The organism is Phyllobacterium phragmitis (genome assembly GCF_002980495.1).
Taxonomy (GTDB): Bacteria; Pseudomonadota; Alphaproteobacteria; order Rhizobiales; family Rhizobiaceae; genus Paramesorhizobium; species Paramesorhizobium phragmitis.
Window position 1 is genome coordinate 13,862 of sequence record NZ_PVBR01000024.1, and the last position, 22,567, is coordinate 36,428.

Annotated in this window: 17 protein-coding genes, 1 tRNA gene and 3 pseudogenes; 12 read left to right on the forward strand and 9 right to left on the reverse strand. The window is 52.6% G+C overall.

Annotated elements, in window-relative coordinates; genetic code table 11:
• The first annotated feature begins 197 nt into the window (after positions 1–197).
• Together C5748_RS23040 and C5748_RS28320 are read left to right on the forward strand one after the other, a co-directional pair.
• On the forward strand, positions 198–1,892 hold the full coding sequence (locus C5748_RS23040) for a glycoside hydrolase family protein (protein WP_105744737.1): 1,695 nt from the start codon (positions 198–200) through the stop codon (positions 1,890–1,892).
• A 123-nt stretch (positions 1,893–2,015) separates the two neighbouring features.
• On the forward strand, positions 2,016–2,180 hold the full coding sequence (locus C5748_RS28320) for a hypothetical protein (protein ID WP_158259913.1): 165 nt from the start codon (positions 2,016–2,018) through the stop codon (positions 2,178–2,180).
• A 181-nt stretch (positions 2,181–2,361) separates the two neighbouring features.
• Here the strand turns inward: C5748_RS28320 and C5748_RS23045 are convergent.
• Positions 2,362–2,438 (reverse strand) — tRNA-Asp (locus C5748_RS23045).
• A 748-nt stretch (positions 2,439–3,186) separates the two neighbouring features.
• Here C5748_RS23045 and C5748_RS29565 point away from each other — a divergent pair.
• Positions 3,187–3,417, forward strand: a pseudogene (locus C5748_RS29565) (BapA prefix-like domain-containing protein); the annotation flags it as partial.
• Positions 3,418–3,450: 33 nt separating this feature from the next.
• Here C5748_RS29565 and C5748_RS23050 read toward each other — a convergent pair.
• Positions 3,451–5,982: a hypothetical protein gene (locus C5748_RS23050; RefSeq protein ID WP_199194878.1), complete on the reverse strand. Its 2,532-nt coding sequence runs from the start codon at positions 5,980–5,982 to the stop codon at positions 3,451–3,453.
• Positions 5,983–6,195: 213 nt separating this feature from the next.
• On the opposite strand from C5748_RS23050, the gene C5748_RS28660 reads away from it, so the two are divergent.
• From C5748_RS28660 to C5748_RS23065, 4 genes and pseudogenes are all read left to right on the forward strand, one after another.
• Positions 6,196–7,569 (forward strand): FG-GAP repeat domain-containing protein, encoded by a 1,374-nt coding sequence (locus tag C5748_RS28660; RefSeq protein ID WP_210204478.1) that lies wholly within the window; start codon positions 6,196–6,198, stop codon positions 7,567–7,569.
• 154 nt (positions 7,570–7,723) lie between these two features.
• Entirely contained in the window at positions 7,724–8,323 is a 600-nt protein-coding gene (locus tag C5748_RS23055) for a tyrosine-type recombinase/integrase (protein ID WP_245581939.1), read from the forward strand.
• A gap of 111 nt (positions 8,324–8,434) precedes the next feature.
• Positions 8,435–8,977, forward strand: a pseudogene (locus C5748_RS23060) (tyrosine-type recombinase/integrase).
• 114 nt (positions 8,978–9,091) lie between these two features.
• Positions 9,092–9,214, forward strand: a pseudogene (locus C5748_RS23065) (transposase domain-containing protein); the annotation flags it as partial.
• Between the two features lie 708 nt (positions 9,215–9,922).
• Here the strand turns inward: C5748_RS23065 and C5748_RS23070 are convergent.
• Entirely contained in the window at positions 9,923–10,606 is a 684-nt protein-coding gene (locus C5748_RS23070) for a tyrosine-type recombinase/integrase (protein WP_158259914.1), read from the reverse strand.
• A 511-nt stretch (positions 10,607–11,117) separates the two neighbouring features.
• On the opposite strand from C5748_RS23070, the gene C5748_RS23075 reads away from it, so the two are divergent.
• The 4 genes from C5748_RS23075 (at position 11,118) to C5748_RS23090 (ending at position 15,153) form a co-directional block, all read left to right on the forward strand.
• Positions 11,118–11,900 (forward strand): response regulator transcription factor, encoded by a 783-nt coding sequence (locus tag C5748_RS23075; RefSeq protein WP_105744741.1) that lies wholly within the window; start codon positions 11,118–11,120, stop codon positions 11,898–11,900.
• A 342-nt stretch (positions 11,901–12,242) separates the two neighbouring features.
• Positions 12,243–13,121, forward strand: a complete 879-nt coding sequence (locus C5748_RS23080; protein WP_158259915.1) for a LysR family transcriptional regulator — start codon at positions 12,243–12,245, stop codon at positions 13,119–13,121.
• A gap of 396 nt (positions 13,122–13,517) precedes the next feature.
• Positions 13,518–14,495: a D-alanine--D-alanine ligase gene (locus tag C5748_RS23085; protein WP_105744745.1), complete on the forward strand. Its 978-nt coding sequence runs from the start codon at positions 13,518–13,520 to the stop codon at positions 14,493–14,495.
• 160 nt (positions 14,496–14,655) lie between these two features.
• Entirely contained in the window at positions 14,656–15,153 is a 498-nt protein-coding gene (locus tag C5748_RS23090; protein ID WP_146119601.1) for a hypothetical protein, read from the forward strand.
• Between the two features lie 200 nt (positions 15,154–15,353).
• Here C5748_RS23090 and C5748_RS23095 read toward each other — a convergent pair whose 3' ends face one another.
• The 4 genes from C5748_RS23095 to C5748_RS23110 form a co-directional block, all read right to left on the reverse strand.
• Positions 15,354–15,740 carry a VirK family protein gene (locus C5748_RS23095; protein ID WP_158259916.1) on the reverse strand — a complete coding sequence of 129 codons (387 nt, stop codon included), beginning with the start codon at positions 15,738–15,740 and terminating at the stop codon, positions 15,354–15,356.
• A gap of 813 nt (positions 15,741–16,553) precedes the next feature.
• Complete coding sequence (locus C5748_RS23100; RefSeq protein WP_105744751.1) at positions 16,554–17,801, reverse strand: sensor histidine kinase; 1,248 nt, start codon at positions 17,799–17,801, stop codon at positions 16,554–16,556.
• Positions 17,794–18,354, reverse strand: a complete 561-nt coding sequence (locus C5748_RS23105; RefSeq protein ID WP_105744752.1) for a putative pterin-binding protein — start codon at positions 18,352–18,354, stop codon at positions 17,794–17,796. Before C5748_RS23105 ends, C5748_RS23100 begins: the two co-directional genes overlap by 8 nt.
• 206 nt (positions 18,355–18,560) lie before the next feature.
• Entirely contained in the window at positions 18,561–19,217 is a 657-nt protein-coding gene (locus C5748_RS23110; protein ID WP_105744754.1) for a response regulator transcription factor, read from the reverse strand.
• Between the two features lie 444 nt (positions 19,218–19,661).
• Between C5748_RS23110 and C5748_RS23120 the strand changes: the two genes are divergently transcribed.
• Positions 19,662–20,156, forward strand: a complete 495-nt coding sequence (locus C5748_RS23120; RefSeq protein ID WP_105744757.1) for a DUF992 domain-containing protein — start codon at positions 19,662–19,664, stop codon at positions 20,154–20,156.
• Between the two features lie 232 nt (positions 20,157–20,388).
• On the opposite strand, the gene C5748_RS23125 is transcribed toward C5748_RS23120, so the two are convergent.
• Both C5748_RS23125 and C5748_RS23135 read right to left on the reverse strand, forming a co-directional pair.
• Positions 20,389–21,132 (reverse strand): carbonic anhydrase, encoded by a 744-nt coding sequence (locus C5748_RS23125; RefSeq protein ID WP_105744760.1) that lies wholly within the window; start codon positions 21,130–21,132, stop codon positions 20,389–20,391.
• A gap of 1,154 nt (positions 21,133–22,286) precedes the next feature.
• Entirely contained in the window at positions 22,287–22,526 is a 240-nt protein-coding gene (locus tag C5748_RS23135) for a hypothetical protein (protein WP_105744762.1), read from the reverse strand.
• Positions 22,527–22,567 lie beyond the last annotated feature (41 nt).

The window sequence follows — 22,567 nt, forward strand, 5'->3', positions numbered from 1 at the left end:
ATCTACGCGCCGATAAAGTGCACCGTCCGAAATCAAACTGCCAACTGAACGGCGTTGCGGAAGATCGTAGCCTGCATTTTGCTAATTTTGCTCATAAGGCAATGGACCGTTACCTGTTGTTAGACTCGTATTGAAGTTCGAACAACTGCAAACCGGGATTGAATGCCATTCATTTGATCTTGCTTTAGGGGGGACCCATGACGCTTTCCTATCTCCTTATGCGCCTTAGACCGCAGGTCGAACAACACGCCACCGCGCTTCCCGGCCCTTATCCCCAATTCGTTCTCTTTTTCTCAATCAGTGACGGTAAAAAGAGGGCAGAGACTGCAACTGTGACGGGTGCAGACTTTGCTCGCACGTGGAGACAGGGCATACAACGCATAACCCGCATTGCGGAGGCAAAAAAACTGAAGCCGAGATGGCTGCGTGTGGATTGGGTCGAGAGCTGTGAACAAACGACCTGGGGCAAGCTGCAGGAGCATCTGCAGGACACTAAACGCAACTACTTTCGCCATGGCCTCTCGCTCGATCAAGCTTTTGAACACGCATTTCTAGAAACAGAATTGAACGGCAATGCCATGCTCTATGGCGGCGGTAACATTGGTCATGCAGTTTTGAACGTTAACAATTTCCGGCGCTATGCGGCATTGCGGCATAACGTGACAGCGCTAGATTTTCCTAATGGCGGGCAAGTATACGTATTTTCAGCGAGGGGAGCTTTCGCTGAAACGGGTGCCACAGAGGTACATTTGCTGCATGGCGCAGGGCGTGATGCTGGGCGGCGTGATATTCGCGAATTGACCACTGAGCATGCCAGGGATCTGATCAGGAACGGAAGCAACTATCTTGCTTCCCAGGTAGGGGAGGGCGGCAAGTTTCATTATGGTTGGCATCCATGTTTTGATCGCCCAATCGGTTCTTATAATAGTCTTCGTCATGCTTCCACAGTTTATTCTATGCTTGAGGCATGGGAGGTGACGCGTGAAGCGCAACTTAAATCAGCTATCGATCGAGCGCTCGATTATTTAGTTAAATCGCTTATTTCGACGGTAAGATATGAAAACAAGTTGTTGTCATTCCTTGTAGATCAGAACTCTGAGATTAAACTTGGAGGTAATGCAGTATGCCTTCTTGCTATGGTTAAATACAGCGAACTAACTGGGACAGATAAATACCTCTCAATTCTCGAAAGGCTGGCCGAAGGTATCTTGCATATGCAAGATAAAAATACCGGTAAGTTTAGCCATGTCCTCGTGTATCCTTCGCTTGCTGTAAAGGAGGAATTCCGCATCATCTATTATGATGGTGAGGCAGCCTTTGGGCTAATGCGTCTTTATGGCTTGACGGAAGATCCAAGATGGATTGCAGCCGTTGAAAATGCGTTCGCATATTTTATTCAAGCAAAGCACTGGAAGGCTCACGACCACTGGCTTGCATACTGCGTTAATGAGCTTACGCGCTACAGGCCCGATGAGGCGTATTATCAATTTGGGATTCAAAATTTTGTCGATCATCTTGATTTCATAATTGAACGGATCACGACTTTCCCGACGCTGCTCGAGTTGATGATGGCAGCCCAAAAAATGATCGCGCGATTGGACGCGGAATCTGAGCATCGGCATTTGATCGATGACATAGATATGGAAAAATTTTACCGCGCCCTGCACGTCCGCGCGCACTACTTGCTGAACGGTCATTTTTGGCCGGAGCTCGCAATGTTCTTTGAAAATCCTGGAAAGATCGCCGGCAGTTATTTCATCCGTCATCATGCCTTCCGAGTCCGCATTGATGACGTTGAGCACTACCTCTCCGGATTTGTCGCCTACCTTAATTACCTTGAGTCCGGGGCAGATAAGAAATTGCTATCACTTGATAGGACTTGCGCGGCCTAACCCGCCTTATGAGCGATGTGGTTAGTTGGTCAGGGATGTGGAGACATGGTACGGCGTTGGGTCTGTTTCGCCGAGGTTGTGGCAGGATTTGGTAGCACGTGTTCGGGTTGAAGATGCTGGGCTGTGCCGGGCGTCGATACCCCCGCGGCTTTCATGGCGCGGCCGGCGTTCAGGGCGCCTGTGGCAAAACGGGATGAGCATCAGGTGGAGGCGCTGTGGGCCGCACCGGCGCAATCGCTCGCCGGCGTTGCCGCCAAGCTCTACGCGGTTCTATGTGATGGCGAATGATGCGACGACTGTGGCGGGTTCCCTTGCCGTGCCCCTACGGGCGCCGAGGCATGGACCGACCGACTTTGCTCCGGCGGGGTCTGATGAAGCAGACAGCGAATTGGTGGGAGCGCCGGCGCTCCACTTTCGAAAGAGAAGACGGCGCAGGACGTATTTGTGCGAGCGCTTACATGATAAGTATTGGCGCGAGTGACGGGGCTCGAACCCGCGACCTCCGGCGTGACAGGCCGGCACTCTAACCAGCTGAGCTACACCCGCGTGAAGTAATTTTAGTCACCTTACTAAATTATCGTCTGGGTATGTCAAGGAGTTTTCATAAAATTATCCAAAAATTTCTAATTTATACGAAATAGCGTCGCGAAGATGTAATAAATTTCATTTAGTTGCTTTGTATTACATTGAATTTAAAGCGGTATACAATTCTGCATGGAGTATTTAGCGATTTCCATATTTTGCACAGTTCGCCCGAGGTCGTGCTCAGTTGATTTACAAACGGTCCCTTCCGTTGGCGCCCGAAGCACCAACTGTGTCAGGAGGACGGCGTGAGCCGAAAGAGACCCGCCGCCTTTGAGTGGCAAGCGGAACAACGCGAAACACACACACATACATACATACACAGTTGACTGAACACGTGTGGGTAAGTTTTTTGAAATTGCGCGGATTCAGGACGTCTTTTGCTGAGAAACGCCAGCAGGTAGTTAGTTCTCCTCACGACTGGTTAGGCCGCGAGCTTTTTCGGGACTGCAGTGGCTACTATGCGAAGGCCCGGTCTACCGTTTCGTCAAATGAGCAAATAAAAACAAAGATCTAGCTAAATCTAGGGATGAGAGAACAACGTTGCGGCACAGGCGGCAACGGTCAACCTCTCTAATGTTGCTAATTAGCTGTCAGCCGAAGTGGATGGCCCGAGTCCCTCCGATTTGGAGAGGGGGCTGGGAGAATCGCTGTGAGGGTGAATTGGCGCCTTTACCGGAAGTAAAAAAATCATTTTTCAAAAGGAATAGGCATGCAATTTCATGCTAAAATTACTGAAACCGGGTCCGGTACTGCTGTGACACGGGCACTTAAGGGCGCAGCTCCGTCACTCAATGTGGGGTCCGTGTCGCGTGTAGCGTTGAATGTGCCTGTCGAGTCGGTGGTCGCGTATGAACGCCGGGGCGCCGACTTGTATCTCAGATTGAGTAATGGGGAAGTTATCCGGCTTATTGATTATTTTCGCGTCGATGCAGACGGGGAACCGACGCTCCTACTATTGAGCAATGACACCCAATCAGGATTCGTGGTTAAGGACTGGTACGTAGAAGTATCGTTTTCGAGCACGCATGAGGGGGAATTGCAGCCGGTATTTTCCGGCGGCGTGCATGACGTGGAAGTAGCGGCGGCCGGGAGTAACGACGGTGAGTTGGCCGCAGTGGTAGCGGGTGGTGCTGTGTTGCTGGCACTCGCAGCCGGTACTTCCCATAACCATGGGTATCATGCTGATGCAGACGCTGATGCGGACGCGGATGCTGATGCGGATGGCGACGCCGATGCAGACGCCGACGCCGATGCAGACGCCGATGCAGATGCGGATGCAGACGCCGATGCAGACGCCGATGCAGATGCGGATGCAGACGCCGATGCTGACGCGGATGCTGATGCTGATGCTGACGCCGATGCCGATGCCGATGCCGACGCCGACGCCGACGCCGACGCCGATGCAGACGCCGATGCAGACGCCGACGCGGATGCAGATGCCGATGCTGATGCCGACGCGGATGCGGACGCCGATGCAGACGCCGACGCTGATGCCGACGCGGATGCAGACGCTGATGCTGACGCGGACGCCGACGCGGATGCCGATGCAGATGCGGATGCAGATGCCGATGCTGACGCGGACGCCGATGCTGATGCTGATGCGGATGCCGATGCCGATGCAGATGCAGATGCCGATGCCGACGCCGACGCCGATGCAGACGCTGATGCAGACGCCGATGCAGACGCTGATGCCGATGCAGACGCAGACGCCGATGCTGATGCCGACGCTGATGCGGACGCCGACGCGGATGCAGATGCGGATGCCGATGCAGACGCCGACGCTGATGCAGATGCGGATGCCGATGCGGATGCCGATGCGGATGCCGATGCAGACGCTGATGCTGACGCGGACGCCGACGCTGATGCCGACGCGGATGCGGATGCCGATGCCGATGCTGACGCGGACGCCGATGCTGATGCTGACGCCGATGCCGATGCCGATGCCGACGCCGACGCCGATGCAGACGCTGATGCCGATGCAGACGCAGACGCCGACGCGGATGCAGATGCCGATGCCGATGCTGATGCCGACGCTGATGCGGACGCCGACGCGGATGCAGATGCCGATGCCGATGCAGACGCAGACGCAGACGCCGATGCCGATGCTGATGCCGACGCTGATGCGGACGCCGACGCGGATGCGGATGCGGATGCCGATGCCGATGCCAATGCAGATGCGGATGCCGACGCGGATGCAGATGCGGATGCCGATGCAGACGCCGACGCTGATGCAGATGCGGATGCCGATGCGGATGCCGATGCAGACGCTGATGCTGACGCGGACGCCGACGCTGATGCCGACGCGGATGCGGATGCCGATGCCGATGCTGACGCGGACGCCGATGCTGATGCTGACGCCGATGCCGATGCCGATGCCGACGCCGACGCCGATGCAGACGCTGATGCCGATGCAGACGCAGACGCCGACGCGGATGCAGATGCCGATGCCGATGCTGATGCCGACGCTGATGCGGACGCCGACGCGGATGCAGATGCCGATGCCGATGCAGACGCAGACGCAGACGCCGATGCCGATGCTGATGCCGACGCTGATGCGGACGCCGACGCGGATGCGGATGCGGATGCGGATGCCGATGCTGACGCGGATGCTGATGCTGATGCTGACGCCGATGCCGATGCGGACGCCGACGCGGATGCAGATGCCGATGCAGACGCCGACGCTGATGCAGATGCCGACGCTGATGCGGACGCCGATGCAGACGCCGACGCTGATGCCGACGCGGATGCAGATGCGGATGCCGATGCAGACGCTGATGCTGACGCGGACGCCGACGCTGATGCCGACGCGGATGCCGATGCAGATGCGGATGCAGATGCCGATGCTGACGCGGACGCTGATGCTGATGCAGATGCGGACGCCGACGCCGATGCGGATGCCGATGCAGACGCCGATGCCGACGCCGACGCCGACGCTGATGCGGACGCTGATGCCGACGCGGATGCCGATGCAGACGCTGATGCGGATGCTGATGCAGATGCGGATGCCGACGCCGATGCCGACGCTGATGCGGACGCCGACGCGGATGCAGATGCGGATGCCGATGCAGACGCTGATGCAGATGCCGACGCCGACGCGGATGCCGATGCAGACGCGGATGCCGATGCAGACGCTGATGCAGATGCGGATGCTGATGCAGATGCGGATGCAGACGCTGATGCGGATGCAGACGCTGATGCGGATGCAGACGCTGATGCAGATGCGGACGCCGATGCAGATGCAGATGCAGACGCCGATACAGATGCAGACGCCGACGCTGATGCAGACGCCGATGCAGATGCGGATGCCGATGCAGACGCTGATGCTGATGCTGACGCCGACGCGGATGCAGATGCGGATGCGGATGCGGATGCCGATGCTGACGCGGATGCCGATGCCGATGCCGACGCTGATGCCGATGCAGATGCGGACGCCGATGCCGATGCGGATGCGGACGCTGATGCGGGCGATGGCGATCAAGGCAACGCCATAGCCCTCTATTCCCACGGCGACAAAATCGAAGTCTATTATTTCTCTGAGGATGGCACGCTGGCCACGTCACCTTCCCAGACGACGGACCTGTCCGATTTTCAGAAGCAATACCCAGGGATCAACTCGCAGGCTATTTATGTTCATCACTCCAACTTTTTCAAAGACGTGACGGGTGACGGCATCAGCGATTTTGTCTTGGGGGATAGGGGCACTCAAAAACTCTTTGTAATGGAAGGTCGCGTTAACGGCACATTCGATGCCGCCAACGTCAAGGTCACGGATATGAGCGCCTATGACGCGAAATCCTGGGCTGGTAACTGGGGTGGCGGGAATGGAGATCTGATAGACGTAACGGGAGACGGTGTTCTCGATTGGGTTCATGGCAGCAGCAGCCAGGGGCTTCTCGTCCTTAAAGGGCTCGGCAATGGAGAATTTTCGACTGCAGCAACAGTCAGCCCTGCACCTGGCGGCTTCAATTACTGGGCGGATGCGGAATACAGCGTTCTGGGTCAGGTTGGCACCGGTGGCTATGCCTGGGTTACGCTGGATACGACGGCTCAGCAACTGAAGGTCTACTACATCGCTCCCGACGGGACTTTCGCCTCAACATCGCCTGTCGTGACGGACATTTCTGTCCTTGATAATGCGAATAGACAGGCGAATAGCCCCTATACCGGCACCTTCCTCGAGGATGTGAACCAGGATGGTATTGCTGATCTGGTGTTCGGCTCCACCTCCAACGAGGACATTCGGGTTCTCATGGGCCGGGCTGATGGAACATTCGATACGCAGAACGTCCAGGTAACGGATATGAGTCGAGAGACTCACCCTCATTGGGCAGGCACCTCCGTAGCTACGGGGGCATCGCTCGGTGATGTCACGGGTGACGGCATTCTCGACTGGGTTATTCATTTCAACCCAGGTGGTCCGATGGGTGTGTCGGTGCCTGGTTTCGTTAAGATTTACGCTGGCCTTGGCGATGGTACCTTTAACACTGATCCAATTTTGACCGAAGGAATAGACACTCATACGAATGGTGGGGTATTCGGGCAAAACGGTATTACACACGTCGCCTGGATTGGAGAAGACAACCCCAATGTAGCGAGCCCAAACCAGAGTGCCGCGACAGCTGATGTCGACGGCTTGTCGCTTACGGCCAAGTCTGCTGTGGAGATATCTGACCCTGACAGTACGGGCACCCCGCTCGGCCTCGGCGGAGATGATATTCTCGATCTCGGCGGTGTTGGTTTCGCTCAGAGCAAGAGTGGCTCCGGAACGGATACGCTTTCGCTCTCCGGCGAAGGAATCCATCTGGATTTCGCCAAGATCGACGTCTCTACTATTAAGGATGTCGGGTCCATCGACATCACGGGGACCGGTTCCAACAGCCTGACGCTTAACGCGGACGACTTGAAGGGGCTCCTGGAGGATTCCGATACCGATGTGCTCCGGGTGCTTGCCGATGCCGATGACAAGGTGGAGGCCAAGGGCTTTACGGATACGGACCAAACAGCCACCGAGAATGATGTGGCCTATCACATCTATGAATCTTCAGGCGGCGACCATCTCTGGATCCAGGAAGACGCCCACATCGTCGCCTGACCAGAATAGACGGGGATTGCTCACTCCCTTCCTCGTCTGTGTCCCTCTCCCGCTGCTTTCCGCGGCGGGAGAGGGATTAGAGCAGCAGGAGCGGTCTTCGAGTCGCCGGCAGCTGTGGATTCTGCATCCGGCGATTAGCAGGAATAAGGACAGCATGTGGATCGATTTTGATCCGGCCGTCTTTGATAAAGCGGATCAACCCGTCCAGTGCGAGAGAGCATATCGGGCCACCTTAGCAAGCTTGGCAATAGCAGCTGCGCTTCCGGTTGAGTGCAATGAGCACGAGCAGATCGTCGATGTATTCGGGGCATATCTCTCGAATGAGAGAGGGCTCGCCGCCTCGACGGTGGGGAGCCACAAGCTTCTGTCACTTCGATTTCTGCAGGAGGTCTGTCCTACCGGCGCGAATGGGTTTGCAGCGCTCACCCTGAAGATTGTCATTGGGTATGTCGAACGACATGCGCTCGATGGCTCCGCCGACAGCGGCAAGGCAATGTGCGGAGTCGTGCGTGCCTTTTTGCGCTACTTGCATTTGAAGGGCTTCATCTTGACGTCGTTGGCCGATTGCGTGCTGTCCATCCGCCGCTGGCGACTTGCCAGCCTCCCAACATTCCTGCCGCCAGAGAAAGTCCAGAAGGTGCTCGATGTCTGTGACCGGACGACGGCGATGGGTCATTGGGTCTATGCGGTTTTGATGCTCCTGGCCAAGCTCGGCTTGCGCGCCAGCGAAGTTGCCACCCTCAATCATCGATGATATCGACTGGCAGTCGGGCACGATCCTCGTGCACGGTAAGGGGCGGCGGCAAGCGTTTATGCCGCTGCGTCACGACGTCGGAACAGCTATCGTGGCGTATACACTCTGCTATTGCTGGCCGCGCAAACGGGGCTGCGGGTCTCGGAGATCATCAACCTTGACCGAGACTCGGTAATGCTCGGCCGCGGTGCGCATGTGCAATGCGTCGGTAAGGGCCGCAAAGAGCGAAGTACGCCGCTCACAAGGGTTGCACAGCAGGCCCTCTGGCGTTGGCTCAAGGAACCAGGGAAGCGAGACACAACGACTCTCTTTCCGAACATACACGGTGGCAGGCTCAGCGCCGACGGCGTGCAGGCGCTGTTGAACAAATATGTCGCCAAGGCGCGTCAGCACTGCGTCTCCCTTCGCTAGAAGCGGGTATCGCCCCACGTATTGCGGCACAGCGCTGCCATGGAGTTGCTACAGGCGGGTGTCGACTGCTCGGTCATTGCCCTGTGGTTGGGCCATGAGGCGATGGAAACGACGCTGACCTATCTTCATGCACATCTTGAACTGAAGGAATCCGCACTCGCAAAGCTGAAGCCGTACGAACGTGCGAAGGCCCAGCGATTTCGACCAAACGACCGGCTTCTGGAATTCCTGAACGCCCTCTGAGCATAAGAACTATGCCGAGTGTCAACCACCGGCTCACGGCCGAACTGGCCGAGAACGCACGATATACCGTTTCCATCAGAAGAAGTGTTCGGCATAGTTCGCCGGTCGGCATAAACCGCGAAGATGAACGACGTCGATCCCTTTGCCTGGCTCTCTCTGACCCTCCAGCGGATCGCAGCGGGGTGGCCCAATCGCGCTCTCGATCTGCTCCTGCCATTCAACCATCACGACAGATGAACGGCCTTGGCTGGGCGCTTACCCCGGAGGTGTGGCACCTGAAAGTGGTCAGTCAATCTGACCGCCATTGTTAATCTATGCATTCTTCCGCAATGCTAGGCCCCAAGCTGGGTATTTGGCCCCTTGAATTTAGCCAATCGAAACAAGGTGAAGCAGGCGCATTCGACCGAACCCGTGTAGGAAAAGATTTTTTAACTGGGGGAGGCTTCAAGTGGCTTCTGCAGAAAGATGCCAGAAGGCAACTGGCCCCCCTTCACGATCGGCCAGATCGCAGACGCAAGGCAATGAAACCAAATATTAATAAATGTTACATTATTGCTAATTTTGTAACATACCCCTATACGTTGCATCCAAATGTGTCAAGTTTTTGTTCGCAACGTTATTCACAGCCTGTTAGCAGGCTGAGGCCCGTTTCTTTTGAATTCTGGCACTAAATAGGGTGCAACTGTACAGTCGTCGGATTATTAAGCAGGATCGGTAGGTTAGCCGAAATACTACGGAAGCCGTCCTTGAGCTAAACGGGCCCCTCATTAAAGAGACCGGGTACTTTCATTCAACTGATAGCTGTACGAGCAGTGTCTTGGACGCGGAACAGTTCCGAGACAGATTCATGCAGCCAACTCACGTATAGTAATTCAATTTGATGTGAGGGTGGCACTTAAAGGTGTCAAAAACCCGCCGACTATTCAGGACCCAGCATTATTCCGCCTACCTTGCCAGCCGCGCTGCGACGAGCACGCGCTTTTTTTGACAAGGGTTCTCTCTTTGGTCGACTTTTTTCGATCCCGCTTTGCCTCTCAACGACGGACGCATGACCGGGCGTGGGGCTTCGGCGGAGAGCCATAAGCGCTCGGCAAACCCTCGCTCCTCAGGGCCGATAACGTCAGCATATATTGCGGTGGTGCTCCAATGTGTGTGGCCGAGCCAGCGTTGAACCAGATTCATGGGCGCCCCAGCCTCGAGGGCGGCAACGGCAAACCCATGACGAAGACCCTTTGGAGAGGCCTGGCTCCCCTTAATGCCGGCAAGGTCCATGACCGCACACACATGCCGATATCCGGTCATTCGGGTCCAACCCCAAATACGTTCATCATAGTCTTCCGGGGCAACCTCATCCATAAGCGCCTTAAACAGCCGCATGGTATCAGGGGATATAGGTATAACTCGATGGCAAATCTTATTCCGCTTTTTCAAACTGCGGATAATGACGACGCCCTCCTCCAAGTCTATCTTGTAAAGAGTTAAATTCAGAGCCTCTGATATTCGGCACCCTGTTTCAAGAAGAATCCGGCAAAATAACTCAACTTTCTTGCTTTTCTTTGATGCAGCTAGGAAGAAACGAGTTCTCTCAGAAGACGACAGATATTTTCTATTTCCGTAATTGTCTAGCAATGCCCACCCCATCCTAACGTAATAAAATCGCTTGTATAGCCACGCGATCTCGGTTTTGTCGCTCCTGCAGCGCCCTGGAAATTCATGATGCCATGGCAAGAGTTACAAAATTAGCAATAGTGTAACACTATATGTGTGTTTCCAAAAAAATGATGATTGTATCAAAAAGGGGCATTGTTTGTTCTCCAAAGCATTGATTTTGGTGTGCCATGGACGGACCTTTCGGAGGCGTAGCTCTGTGAGCTTCCCCTGGTGCAATGCTTTTGATGTCCAGGGGAGGGGCTTTTTTGATGACTGAGAATTTCGTTGGATGGCAGGTGCTGACGTCTCTTCGAGTTCATGTATTTAAAAGTGTATCTAAGTAATATTTGTATATATATCTATAATGGGAAGTATATAAGTAGGAAAAGTATATTGCGGGGATATATAGATTTAATACAATTTTCGATGCCAGTATTTGTATAGGTGCCGTTATATTGGAGACTAATCGAGAAAGACAGCAGGAGGGCATATGAAGGACATTGGAAATGGAGAGTTTAAGGTAATATTGTTCAAAGAGGATATTAGTCTTGCATACGACATGTATGTCGCATTGGAGTTTGCGGGATTTTCCGTATCTCTTGCCTCTTCGCAAAGTGATTTGGAGAAAATGATCGCTGCCAACGGTCACGTGATTGTTATTCTTGATTTGACAAGCTTCGGAGGTGAGTGGCTATCGACAATTCGGCGATTGGCGGTTCATCAGCAGTTGCGCATTATTGCTCTGACTGCCGACGGAGGCGCTCAGGAGCGACTGGATGCTGTGAAGGCGGGTGTGGATGTGTATCTGACCAAGCCCGCTAGCCTTGATGAATTGAAGGCTGTCATAAGGCGCGTTGTTTCTCGTTTTCCAGGGGCATCATTGGTCTTGGCGTTAGATGTGGGGCGCCAGCTTTTAGTGGTTTCGGGCGGGGGGGCGACTATAAGACTGACGACCTTGGAGTGCTGGTTCCTGGCGTGCCTTGCGGAGGCGCCTCATCGGAGGGCGTCCCGACAAGAAGTCGAGCGTTTTCTCTGGGATGATGGCCTCTCATTGACGGATAAGCGGCTTGACGTTGTGGTTCACCGGCTTCGCAAGAAGCTTGAAGCGGAAGCTCCAGAATTGGGTAATGTCATAACCACGCATCGTAGTCATGGGTTCTCGCTGCTTAGAGAGACGCAGATATGCGAACTGGGCGCTCTGTCTGCAGTTGGAAGAGGGCGCAGAGGCGAGGGGCTGTTGCATAATTCCCTGTCGCTGCATCGAACGATCTAAGCCTGCGCGGATATTTAAGTTATTAAAAATATGAATATAATATTTTAAAAATCAAGAAATATTACAAGTCGTTTATGTATTATTTGCGACGAGTTATCGCATTTCTGGCGCTTGAAAAGAAAAAATTGAAATAAGAAATATATTATTACTATTAATAATCATGTTATGTAACCTAATGAAGCCATTAAAAACTTGAATAATACAAATTATCCGATATTTCTTATAAACAAATGAAGTATTTTTTCATTAAAAATGGATCTCGGATCTTTTAGTCAGAAAGATGCGGAGTGCGATCGGAAGATAAAGCCGGTCGCGCGTCCTCTAGACATAGGGAGTGCAGAAATGAGCCTTGAGCGATTGTCATTAGGGACGATACGATGTGTTCACGAGGTTCTCGCTTGTAGGAGCGTGACGGTTGCGGCTGAACGAATCGGGATTTCTCAATCCGCAGTATCACAACAAATAGCGCGTTTCGAAAAGCTCTCCGGCATCCCCATCATTGTTCGCAATGGTACAAAGCTGACCGTCTGCTCGGATGAAATCGCACGCCTCATATTCACTATGATGGAGCCGATCGACACGATGCGATGTCTTGTGCTCGGCAAAGACGTGGACAAGTTGCGGTTGGGTGTCTGCAATCACATTGCTGCGCATCATTGCCACGATATAAAAAGATATATCGAGTTGGGCAGGGAGTTCGACGTCCATATAGGCCGCCCCGCCGGTATTTCTGAGATGTTCAATCATGGCGAGTTGGACGTCGTCGTGCGCCCCCTTTTCCATCACGAGGGAGAAATCGATCTTATGTTCGATGTTCCTTTGGTCTGGGTGGCGTCAAGCGGCTTTGAAATGGGATTGAATGGTAATGTTCCTGCGTCGCCGCTTCCGGTAATCCTGGAAGCCACACTGTCTCCCTATTCGTATTATGCTGAACGATCGCTTAGGGAGGCGCAAATCCAGTATAAGGTCGCCAGCCGTACCGATGATAACCTCGTTCGAATGCATTTGGTCTCGGCCGGGCTGGGTTGCACGACCATTCCAAAATTTGCGTTGCCCGCAGTATCAGACGAAGAAATTAAATTATTCAGAAATATCCCAGACACGAGTCGGATCAGGTTTGGGCTCTTCTATAACAAGAAAAAGGTACAATATAAAAAAGCGAGCCGGATATTCGATATTATCTCTGACGGTGTCGCGCCGGCGCAGAAATATCTTGCGTAGACAGCTCCCATCCGGACCGCACAGCTACCGGTTCGGCAGGCAAGCGTTGATGCTGTGACGTGCGTGACCGCGAGATCAATGCCAAATATACGAGCGACAAGCACTTTGTTGATGAACTGGCGCCAGCGTGGCTTGCCAGCACTTAAATGGATTGCATTCCATTCGGGTGCCGTTTTTCAATCCTTGCGGGGCTGAGATGAACGTTCCATATAGTCGCAGCTTGCAGAAGTAGAATATATGAAGAAAACTTCCATATTTAAAAAATCACCAATTGAAATGTACTGAAACTAATTAAAAATCAAGTATATAAAATTTGTGATAAATTTTATGAAATATTTCCTGGCGGTTCTTGGGGGTATTGTTGTGAGTATTTGATTCAATAAGGTTGGGGGTGGCATGAAGCACGTCGCGGTCCTGATGGGCGGTTGGTCGTCTGAACGTGAGGTTAGCATAAAGTCGGGGCGAGCTTGCGCGCAGTCGTTGAAGCATCAAGGGTTTGGCGTCACTGAATTGCATGTAACCCCAACCATTACAAAAGATCTGCAAGAGATCCGGCCTGACGTAGCTTTGAACGCGCTACATGGCCCAATCGGCGAAGATGGCAGAATTCAAGGCCTGCTTGAGCTTTTAGGGATACCCTACACCCATTCTGGTGTGCTCGCATCAGCGTTGGCCATGAACAAGGCAAAGGCCAAGGAAGTCATGCAAGCATCTGGCATCGCGGTCGCCGATGGCAAGGTCATGTGCCGCTTCGACCTCGCCAGAGAACATGTTCTCTCTGTTCCTTACGTCGTCAAACCCGTCGCTGAAGGCTCGTCATTTGGGGTCACTGTTGTGACTGATCCGAATGTGCCACCACCTGATCACATCGCGGGAGCAGACTGGCCGTATGGTAATGATGTTCTCGTTGAGCGATATATATCTGGAATCGAACTGACGTGCGCTGTAATGGGGGATAAAGCGCTTGATGTAATGGAGATCAAGCCGATTAGTAGTGTTGTAGCTGATTATAATTCTAAAACGAAAACTTTTAGAGATTATAAATATGGCCAGGAATTCTATGATTATCATGCAAAATATGACAAAGGCGCAGCTATACATGAAATTCCAGCTGATATCGATTGGGATGTATATAGTAAAATACAAGAATGGGCGCTGATCGCGCACAAGGCCATTGGCTGCCGCGGCGTGACCCGTACCGATTTCCGCTACGATAACACACCTGCGGGTACTGGCGAGATCGTTGCGCTCGAAATCAATACTCAACCTGGAATGACGGAGACAAGTCTCGTACCCGAGATAGCAGCTCACGCCGGCATATCATTCGACGAACTCGTTCGTTGGATGCTCGATGATGCTTCTCAGAATCGGTAAGCGCGGCCGCTCAGCTGAATGAATATGCAATTGCATGGTTGTCGCAGCCGAGATCCTGCCGGATGAAGACTGTAAGCGAGTAGCAGTTGTGTGAATGTTCGAGAAAAAACGAGCGACCGTGCTCTCCAGCGGGTCACCCCCCTGCCAGAAGGAGGATATCATGACCAAATACAAGGTCCGTACGCCCCGCAAGACAAACCCTTATCCCAACCGCGCGTCTGATTGCGAGCAGGCCATCGAGCCCGTCTTCATGGCCGCCATGGATGCAGGCGGCACCATTGGGCAACTGTCGGAGGCTGGCATCGCGCTGCTCATTGAGCAGGCCATTGCCGCTGGGTGGACCCATCACGAAATCGCCGCCGCCCTGATCAAGTTCACAATTCGTGCCGACAGCATATCCGTCTCGCCAAAGCGGCCTACAGCAAAGAATCACATCGGTACCACCGATACGTTTCGCGTCGATCCGCCCAATTTGCCTGCCCGCCACGCCAGCCGTATAACTGAATGCATTTATATCCTTGAGCCACTCTTCCTTGCGCTTGCAGAAAGCGCCACCCGCGCCGGATGGGGAAAGCACGAAACTGCCATCGCGCTTGCTGAAATCGCTGTGAGACAGATGCACGGTATCAAACGCAAAACCCACCAGGGATCGTGTTGAAAAGTTGGTAGTGAATTCGGGACCCGACACTTCCAACCACCTAAACTCGGTGCCAGGCTAGAGGCGTCGACGCCGGCGGGAAATCTTGCAACCGGTCCGAACGCTACGGTCCAGGGTTCCGGCGCTGCGCAGCCAGATGGCTAACGTCGTTGACCGAAAGATGGATTCGATCTCCTCAAAGAGGAGCCTGAATGAACCAATTACCAGCCAAAACGTATCCCTTTGCCGATGTGGCATGTCCAAGAGCCCACTGGTGTTGCCTTCGGCGCTCCAGAAACATACCAAAATGTGTCAACGCTAACCCTGTTGTTGGACATGACCGTATAGCGCACGAACTCATGACGGAGTTGATTGGTCTGCTTCCCGACTGTTTCATGCGATAGGGAGAATGCGATGCGCGGAGTGCCTTGATTCTCGATGATCATGAAGCTCGGTATTAGAAAGCCGCCATGAATATCCGGTCCGTGTGTCCCTTTGGCATCTTGGCATTGCTTCAGATCCAGGACAGCCGTAACCTGCTTTACATCCAACAAAGCCGCTTTCAGCTGAGAGAATGTATGAGCAAACTCACTCGCTTGTGCGCTCATGCTAACCAAGCAAACAGCTAACCCGGCTGAAAATAGCAGGGATCGATATAAGTCTACCACAGGGCAAAACCGGAGGTTGCTGTAGCCTATGTTGACAGCCTTTTTCTGAAACACTTCACAAAACGAGATCATAATTGCCGCGTAATTAGCGCTGAGTGGCCAACCAGACTGGATAAGAAAATCCGGCGGGAGATGGGAAAGACCATCCCCCGCCGTCACATCAGGTTATAAAAATTGCTTTCTTGCCATTTGTGCAACGACCAGCGCTTGCATCACTATAACTGGTCCGGCCCAAATTGGCCTTATTGCAGCAACCGGCGATCAAAAATCCCACTCTTCAAAGTGCGCATGAAAACCATGCTTTTGAAATATACTTTCGTTTAAAAAAAGCCGACCTCCTCTCCTATAGGAGGGCAAGGAGACGACGCCGGCCATCTCAGTATGTCGGGCTCTGGAACGGAAATCCTCAATCCCGATGGTGCCAAGAAACACTAAAGCGCGGGTCAAAAAAAGGGGCGCCGTCGCCCCTATTTTATCCCGCTATTGGGCAGCGTCGCCTGGAGATTGTTATTGCCCCGTCTGATCATCGGAACGACGGAGGCGGCTTGAACATGATCGGGCTCACAGTGCGCCCGATTTCTTGACCGCAACCTCAGACCCGAAACATAAAAGGCGGCTTAATTCTCAGTGACAATCCCGGATCACGCCTCGATAGAAATCAACATCCGCACCATGTCGAGACCCCTGTCGGATTAGCCGCAGTGATGCGGGCGCAAAGCCGTGCCGAATGCCCAATGCCGCAAAATTCTTTGTTTATGCTTTAAGCGGATATTCTATCTGGACAGATGTTCCAACTCCAGAGGTCGACATGATTTCAAGCTTCCCAGCTATCGCTTTCAACATTTCGGAGCAACTGGTAAGCCCTAGTCCGACATGTCTTCCGGCTTTTGTGGAGAAAAACGGATCTGTTGCTTTTTTAAGAACGTCCGGATTCATGCCGGGGCCGTTATCGATCACGTTGAGAACCAGCCGTGGTCTACGGAAATATCTCTTTTTCAACCACGCATTGATTGTGATTTTCGGGTTCTGCGTATCGCAGACGGCTTTTTCTGCATTGCGAACAAGCTCGTCCACGATCAGACCTATTTGAGATGCAGGAACCGGCAAGACACAGGCTGCGGGTGATATTCTGAGCTCAATGTGACAGGAACGTTCAAGCTTGATTGTTTCCAGAATATCACAAAGTGGCTCTCGTCCGGCATTTCTGCCGGAATAGCTTATCTTCATTAGCCCGTCATTGATGTTATCGAGTTCAATCGCGGCCTGGCGGGCGGCCTCCACCATTTCCGGATCCGGTTTTTCGTTGCTGTTGAGATCCTGAAGAAACAGGCAGAGTGCTGAGATGCGCGTACGAGTCATATGCGCGAACAGTGACGAAAATGATCGAAGATGTCTGTCTTTACGCCTGGCAAACATGATGCGCTGGTGAATTAAAATCGCCGTGATAATCAGGCTGCCCAGCGCAAAAGCAAATATGAGCCGGTTCTTGGCTGCCTCTGTCTCAATGCGAGCTGTCTCGCTAAAAGTCCGACTGTGATCCACTGCTGCACTTGACACCCGAAAGAGGTCCTCCTCCATGGCTAATACGCGGGCTAAAGCCTCGTCACATTGATTTCCAGCCTCGACTAAAGGCAGAATTTCCTTATCGACTGTTTCCAGCGCACGCTGCAGACGACCGATATCAGCGGTATTGAGAAAGCTCTCGACATAGTTCAGGGACAAAAGTGTATTGAGATTGAAATCGAGGAGCCTGACGTTCTGGACAAGCTGTCGCTGTTGATCTTCTGTCAATTTGGGAAGTTGCAAATAGCCGGTGACATGCGCGATTTTCTCACGCGCCTGAGATGACAACCATTGAATTTCCGAAATTTGATTGGAAATAAGGTCGGTCTGCGCCCTGTAACTGTCGGCGCGTAGAAACGACCAGCAACCAAGGAAAACGGCTGCAGCCAGTCCTATATATGGGAGCATCGCCAAAAAGCGCTTGAGCCAATCATTCATCGTTCGGCCTCACCGCAACAACAAACCATACCCAGATCGCGTTGCGAGCAGGAATATAGGAAGCAGGTAACTCGTCCAATGGCCACACGAGAAACAGAGGACCGCCATCCTTCAGATACAATGGCCTGTAAGTCTGCCCTTCTCGACATGAGCCGTCCTTCCGGCTTTCGTCGTCACACAGACGCTCGATCGCCAGAATTGGTGCGTATTTCTCTATTTCATCCCGCTCAATAATGGATGAAAACCCATTGTAAGCGATTATCTCGACGTTGGTTCCATAAGGGAAATGCTTTTTCAGCACGTCTTTGAGATAAGGTCCCCGAAATCCTATCTTTTGATCTTTCGGCATCCATGGGGTAGGGGTCTCAAGTTCGCGAATCGGGAATACACGCTTCAATTCTTCGACCGTATATGATGCCAATGTTTTTCCTTGGGCGTCTTCGATCATCAGTGTCGCCGGATCCTCATATCGTGCTGACGCCGCAGGAAAGCAGATGGTGAGCGCAAGGACTGTGGCGAGCACGTGGGCTAAATATTGTTTGAAAGGCAGCATTTTTCCTCATAGCTAGATAAATGGATTTGAATCCAGCAAATCAACACATGTGCTATCGCTCTGATTTCCGTAACAGAATTGGGAAGGTCAGAGCCAATAGACGATTGCCGTCCAGCAGGAGGTTTCGGAAGAACGCAGATCACGCTGGATCGGCCGGCAACCATAAGGGGTGAGTGGGTGTTCATCGACTTATCGTAGAGCCAGCACTACACTCCCTTTGGCAAAGCTCCGGTTCGCATGAGCTTTGCCCGTGCCTGCTTGTAATATTTCTCTACAGTGCCAGCATCGATATCGAAATGCATACCCATCTGCTCATAGATATCTTTGCGCTTCATGCCGCTGGGACGTCGTCTCATCCAGTCGAGAATTTCCTGTTCGCGAGGCGTTAATCCTGAATAATGGTATTCAGTCGTGGTCATTTGAACTTCTGATAGATGAACTGCCGTCCCCTTGGCCGATATCTCCTGCAAAGCTCCCGCTATGACTTCGCGGTTCAGTCCCGTTTTTCCCAGATATGCGGCGGCTCCACGCTGCCTAAGTTCGTGCCATTCCTCGATTGTATCGGACCCAGTGACGACGATGTGAATCGCAGTAGGACTTGCCTCAACAATTTGTTCGACCACGGAGAGGCGCGCTTTTTTGGAGGTTGGATCAAATCCCGGAAGGCCGGGATCGATCACAATCAAATCAAAATTATCCGTCCTGAGCAGATCTATCGCCATTTCCAATGTGCCTGCTCCGTAAACGATGCAACCCAGCGAAATTGGGACCACTGCTTTCAGTTCGCGGATCATGGCCAATCGCATCAAATCCTGATCTTCCACAACCAATACGCGATATGGTTGCCCAGAATGCATTGACATGTTTAAGCTCGTAGTTGAGATTTTAGGGTCCGATCGACAATTGCCTAATATACCAGATTATAAGGGCCAATCTCCTTATGAGCTATATAAGAGAAATCCTCTTTGATGACTTGCCTGTTCGATGATGCGGTCACGCGTCGGAATTATGGCGTCGTCGATCTTCCACGTTTTAAGGAAAGCCCTGCAACAGCTGGACACAAGCTTGCGGCAGTGCGGGAAATCCGCCCCGTTTGATCCGCAGGTGCAAAAGCTAAATGACCGGGCTGCAGACATGCCGCCGCCAGTGGCCTCCGCCATAATTTAGAGACAATTGCATTCATAAAAATCCAGCATTGCGACCTTGGATCAATAAGGCCGCAAAAGACGCGTTATTTCGCGTTTAGGTATGAAATTTGCTCATGCCGAAATATTAAATGCATCAAGTATTTTTAGAAAGAAAATTTAATGAAGGTATTTATTTCTATAGTATCTGCCGCTTCTATACTTATAGGCGCTGCTGCTACCGCAGCAAGTTCTCATAAAGATACCGATAGGCTATCAACTCGAGTCGGCGTTTTGTCTTGTGAAGTGAGTGGCGGAATTGGTTTGATCGTTGGATCGAGCAAGGGAGTCAGCTGCGAATTCAAGCATAACAGCGGATCGGTTGAACAATATAAGGGTAGCTTGGGCAAGTTGGGGGTCGATGTTGGCATTACAGGCAAATCATATCTGAAATGGACGGTATCGGCTCCGGCTGGCAAGAAGCTCGGCGCTGGCGCTCTGGCCGGCCGATATAGCGGCGTCTCGGCCGGCGGTTCAGTTGGCCTTGGTGTCCAAGTCCACGCACTGGTTGGTGGGGCGGATAAAAAGATTTCCCTGCAACCATTCAACGCCCACGGAACGACAGGTCTTAATGTGGCGGCAGGTGCGACCAGTTTGACATTGAAGCGGGTCCAATAATTTTCCCCGATAAAACCGAACTTCGTGGATAAGGAAAATCCACCAATTGATCAAGCAAAGGCGACAAGGCCGGGATCGGATTTTGGCCTTGTCGCATAGCCGAGGTGGAAATCCACTTAACGAAATGCCCGGAACTGTTCAGACAAACCAAGCCAACTCTTCTGTCGCGGCACCGGCATTATCAACAATGAACTTTATGCCGGCGTTCTGGTGTGGGACAGGCAACAGCCTGTTAGTCCTCGAGGATCGGGCGATGGTGTAAGGGCTGGATCGGACGAGCATTGTCGGGGTAGAGCGCGGCAAAGCGAGCGATTTGCTCAGCCGAGATCTCCACTGGTTCAATCAAGACCATCCAGTTTACGGCTTCGCTGCACGGAGGCGTCGTCAGCGAGCCGCTGTAGCGTATGTAGTGAAATGTAGCTGGAAGCAGATTCTTAATGGCGAGATGGCCACCGGGAATCTCGGCCATTTTACCAGGCGTCTTCGGCGCGAGCCTCAGGATCTGCTCAAACACATCGTTGCGACGGCCTTCTTTCATCAAAACGCCGATGACCGCGATTTCGTCGTCGGGGAGGCGATGGACGAAATGACATTCGAGCGGAAAGCGCGCGCCTTTGAGAAGATGTTCGCTGGGATGATGAAAATGACATTGAACGAGATTATAGCGCTCCCCATCCACCACCAGCTGGTTGCCCTTTCCCGCCGTGACAAGCACGGTATGACCGTTGTTTTCGACGGAGGTGAAATTATCCCCATAGTCGATCTCAAGCTGGGGTAGCGAAGCCTTGATGCCGTGATCGAGATTGATTGGAGACTGGCTGACGCCAGCACTGCAGCTTTGATATTCTGCCGACAGTTCGCTCCAATGCTGTGGATCGTCGCCCTTATAGTCCCAGTGGGTTTCAGCCGCACTTGCGGGTTGATACAGCGGGAAGCATAGGCCGGTAAAAGCTTTGAGTAGATTTCGTCTGTTCATAATAATACACCTAAATACTAAAACAACGAGTTGATATACCATTTGAGCGCTCTCGTAAACAGTACGTATCGTGCATCGACTGCAACAGCTGGATGCCCGTCTGCGCAGACCGGGCTATCAACGGATAGAAACGCTGGAAGAATGGAACGAACTCCCACGGTGATTAAGGTTACGGTCAGGATCATCGCGGGTTTCCGGTTGGCTCTGTCGGCGAAAGCATCAATCATCACGCCGCCAAGCGGTCTGGTGAAGAAGCCGACGCCATATGTACCCACTGAGGCTAGCAGGCTGCCGAATTCGGGAGTGCGCGATTTTGCCGCCGGGTAATCCCCAAAATTCATCTAGCGCCATGGCCATTGATACTCCGTCCATAACGGGCGTGATTAGATATCAAGGCGTCACAACACAAAAAGGGGCGACAACAGTCCTATATCTGAGTACATAACAAGAACCTATATTCCTCAGGACGCTGTCGGCCTTGAGCGCTTCGTAGTGCGCAGTCTTGCCAATTTTGATGCGGCGCCGGTCTCGATGGTCTGCAGCCTGTAATTCGCTAAGTTCTTTTCCTGTTCAGTTTGCTTTTGAATTGTGCCAGCGCGTCTAAAAGGCGGGAGACGAACCTAGTCGCCGTAGGATCTCGCATCACCACTTATCTGCCTTTAGGGTTGCTTCCCACCCCTATCCTGCACCTACATCATGCGCTTCGGCCTGGCTCACACGGGAAAGCTGCTTTTGGCTATCAAGATCGAGCTGATCATTCAGGGCCAATGTCGGATGCTTGTATCGCGAGATGCATTTGTAAAATCGCGAGCAGAATCCGCACGCCGTCGCAATATCCGAATCAGAGGCCTGTAGTCTGGGAACGCCGCTCACCAATACAAATATGTGAGCTGCCTTTCATCTGATTGGAATACCTAAACGCAGTGGTGATGGCAGGGTGACGGTCCAAACAGCGGATTGGAATGGCAATGCAAAATTGCTTCATTTGCTCATAAGGAAGCTTTCTTTGTTTCCTGAAGAAGAATATTGCGTCCGTTTCCCTAAGCTACGTCTTGTCTAGCCAGTTGCCAGAACAGAGCTTAAGAATCCGGATCAATACGAAGCAGTTGTTTTAATTGACATAATGCCGGGCGGATCATGTTTTCACAGCATATTTATTGCAGCGCGTTAATGGGCTTGAAGCGGACGAACAAACGAGAACGTCTTTCACCGGATTCCTCAAGCATGAGAAAGCGCTGGGTGACGGCGTTTGATGCGGCGATCTCTTCAGCATCGCCTGGTGCGACGGCACCCGCGTCAAAGGGCTCTGTCGTCGCACGTGAAAGCATAGCGGAGGCGGCCTCCCCGATGCTGGCAATCCTATCAAAGAGAAGCTGCTCGAATAGGCCGCTCATGGGCGGAAACGATAGAGCAGCACGATATGGCCTGACATCCC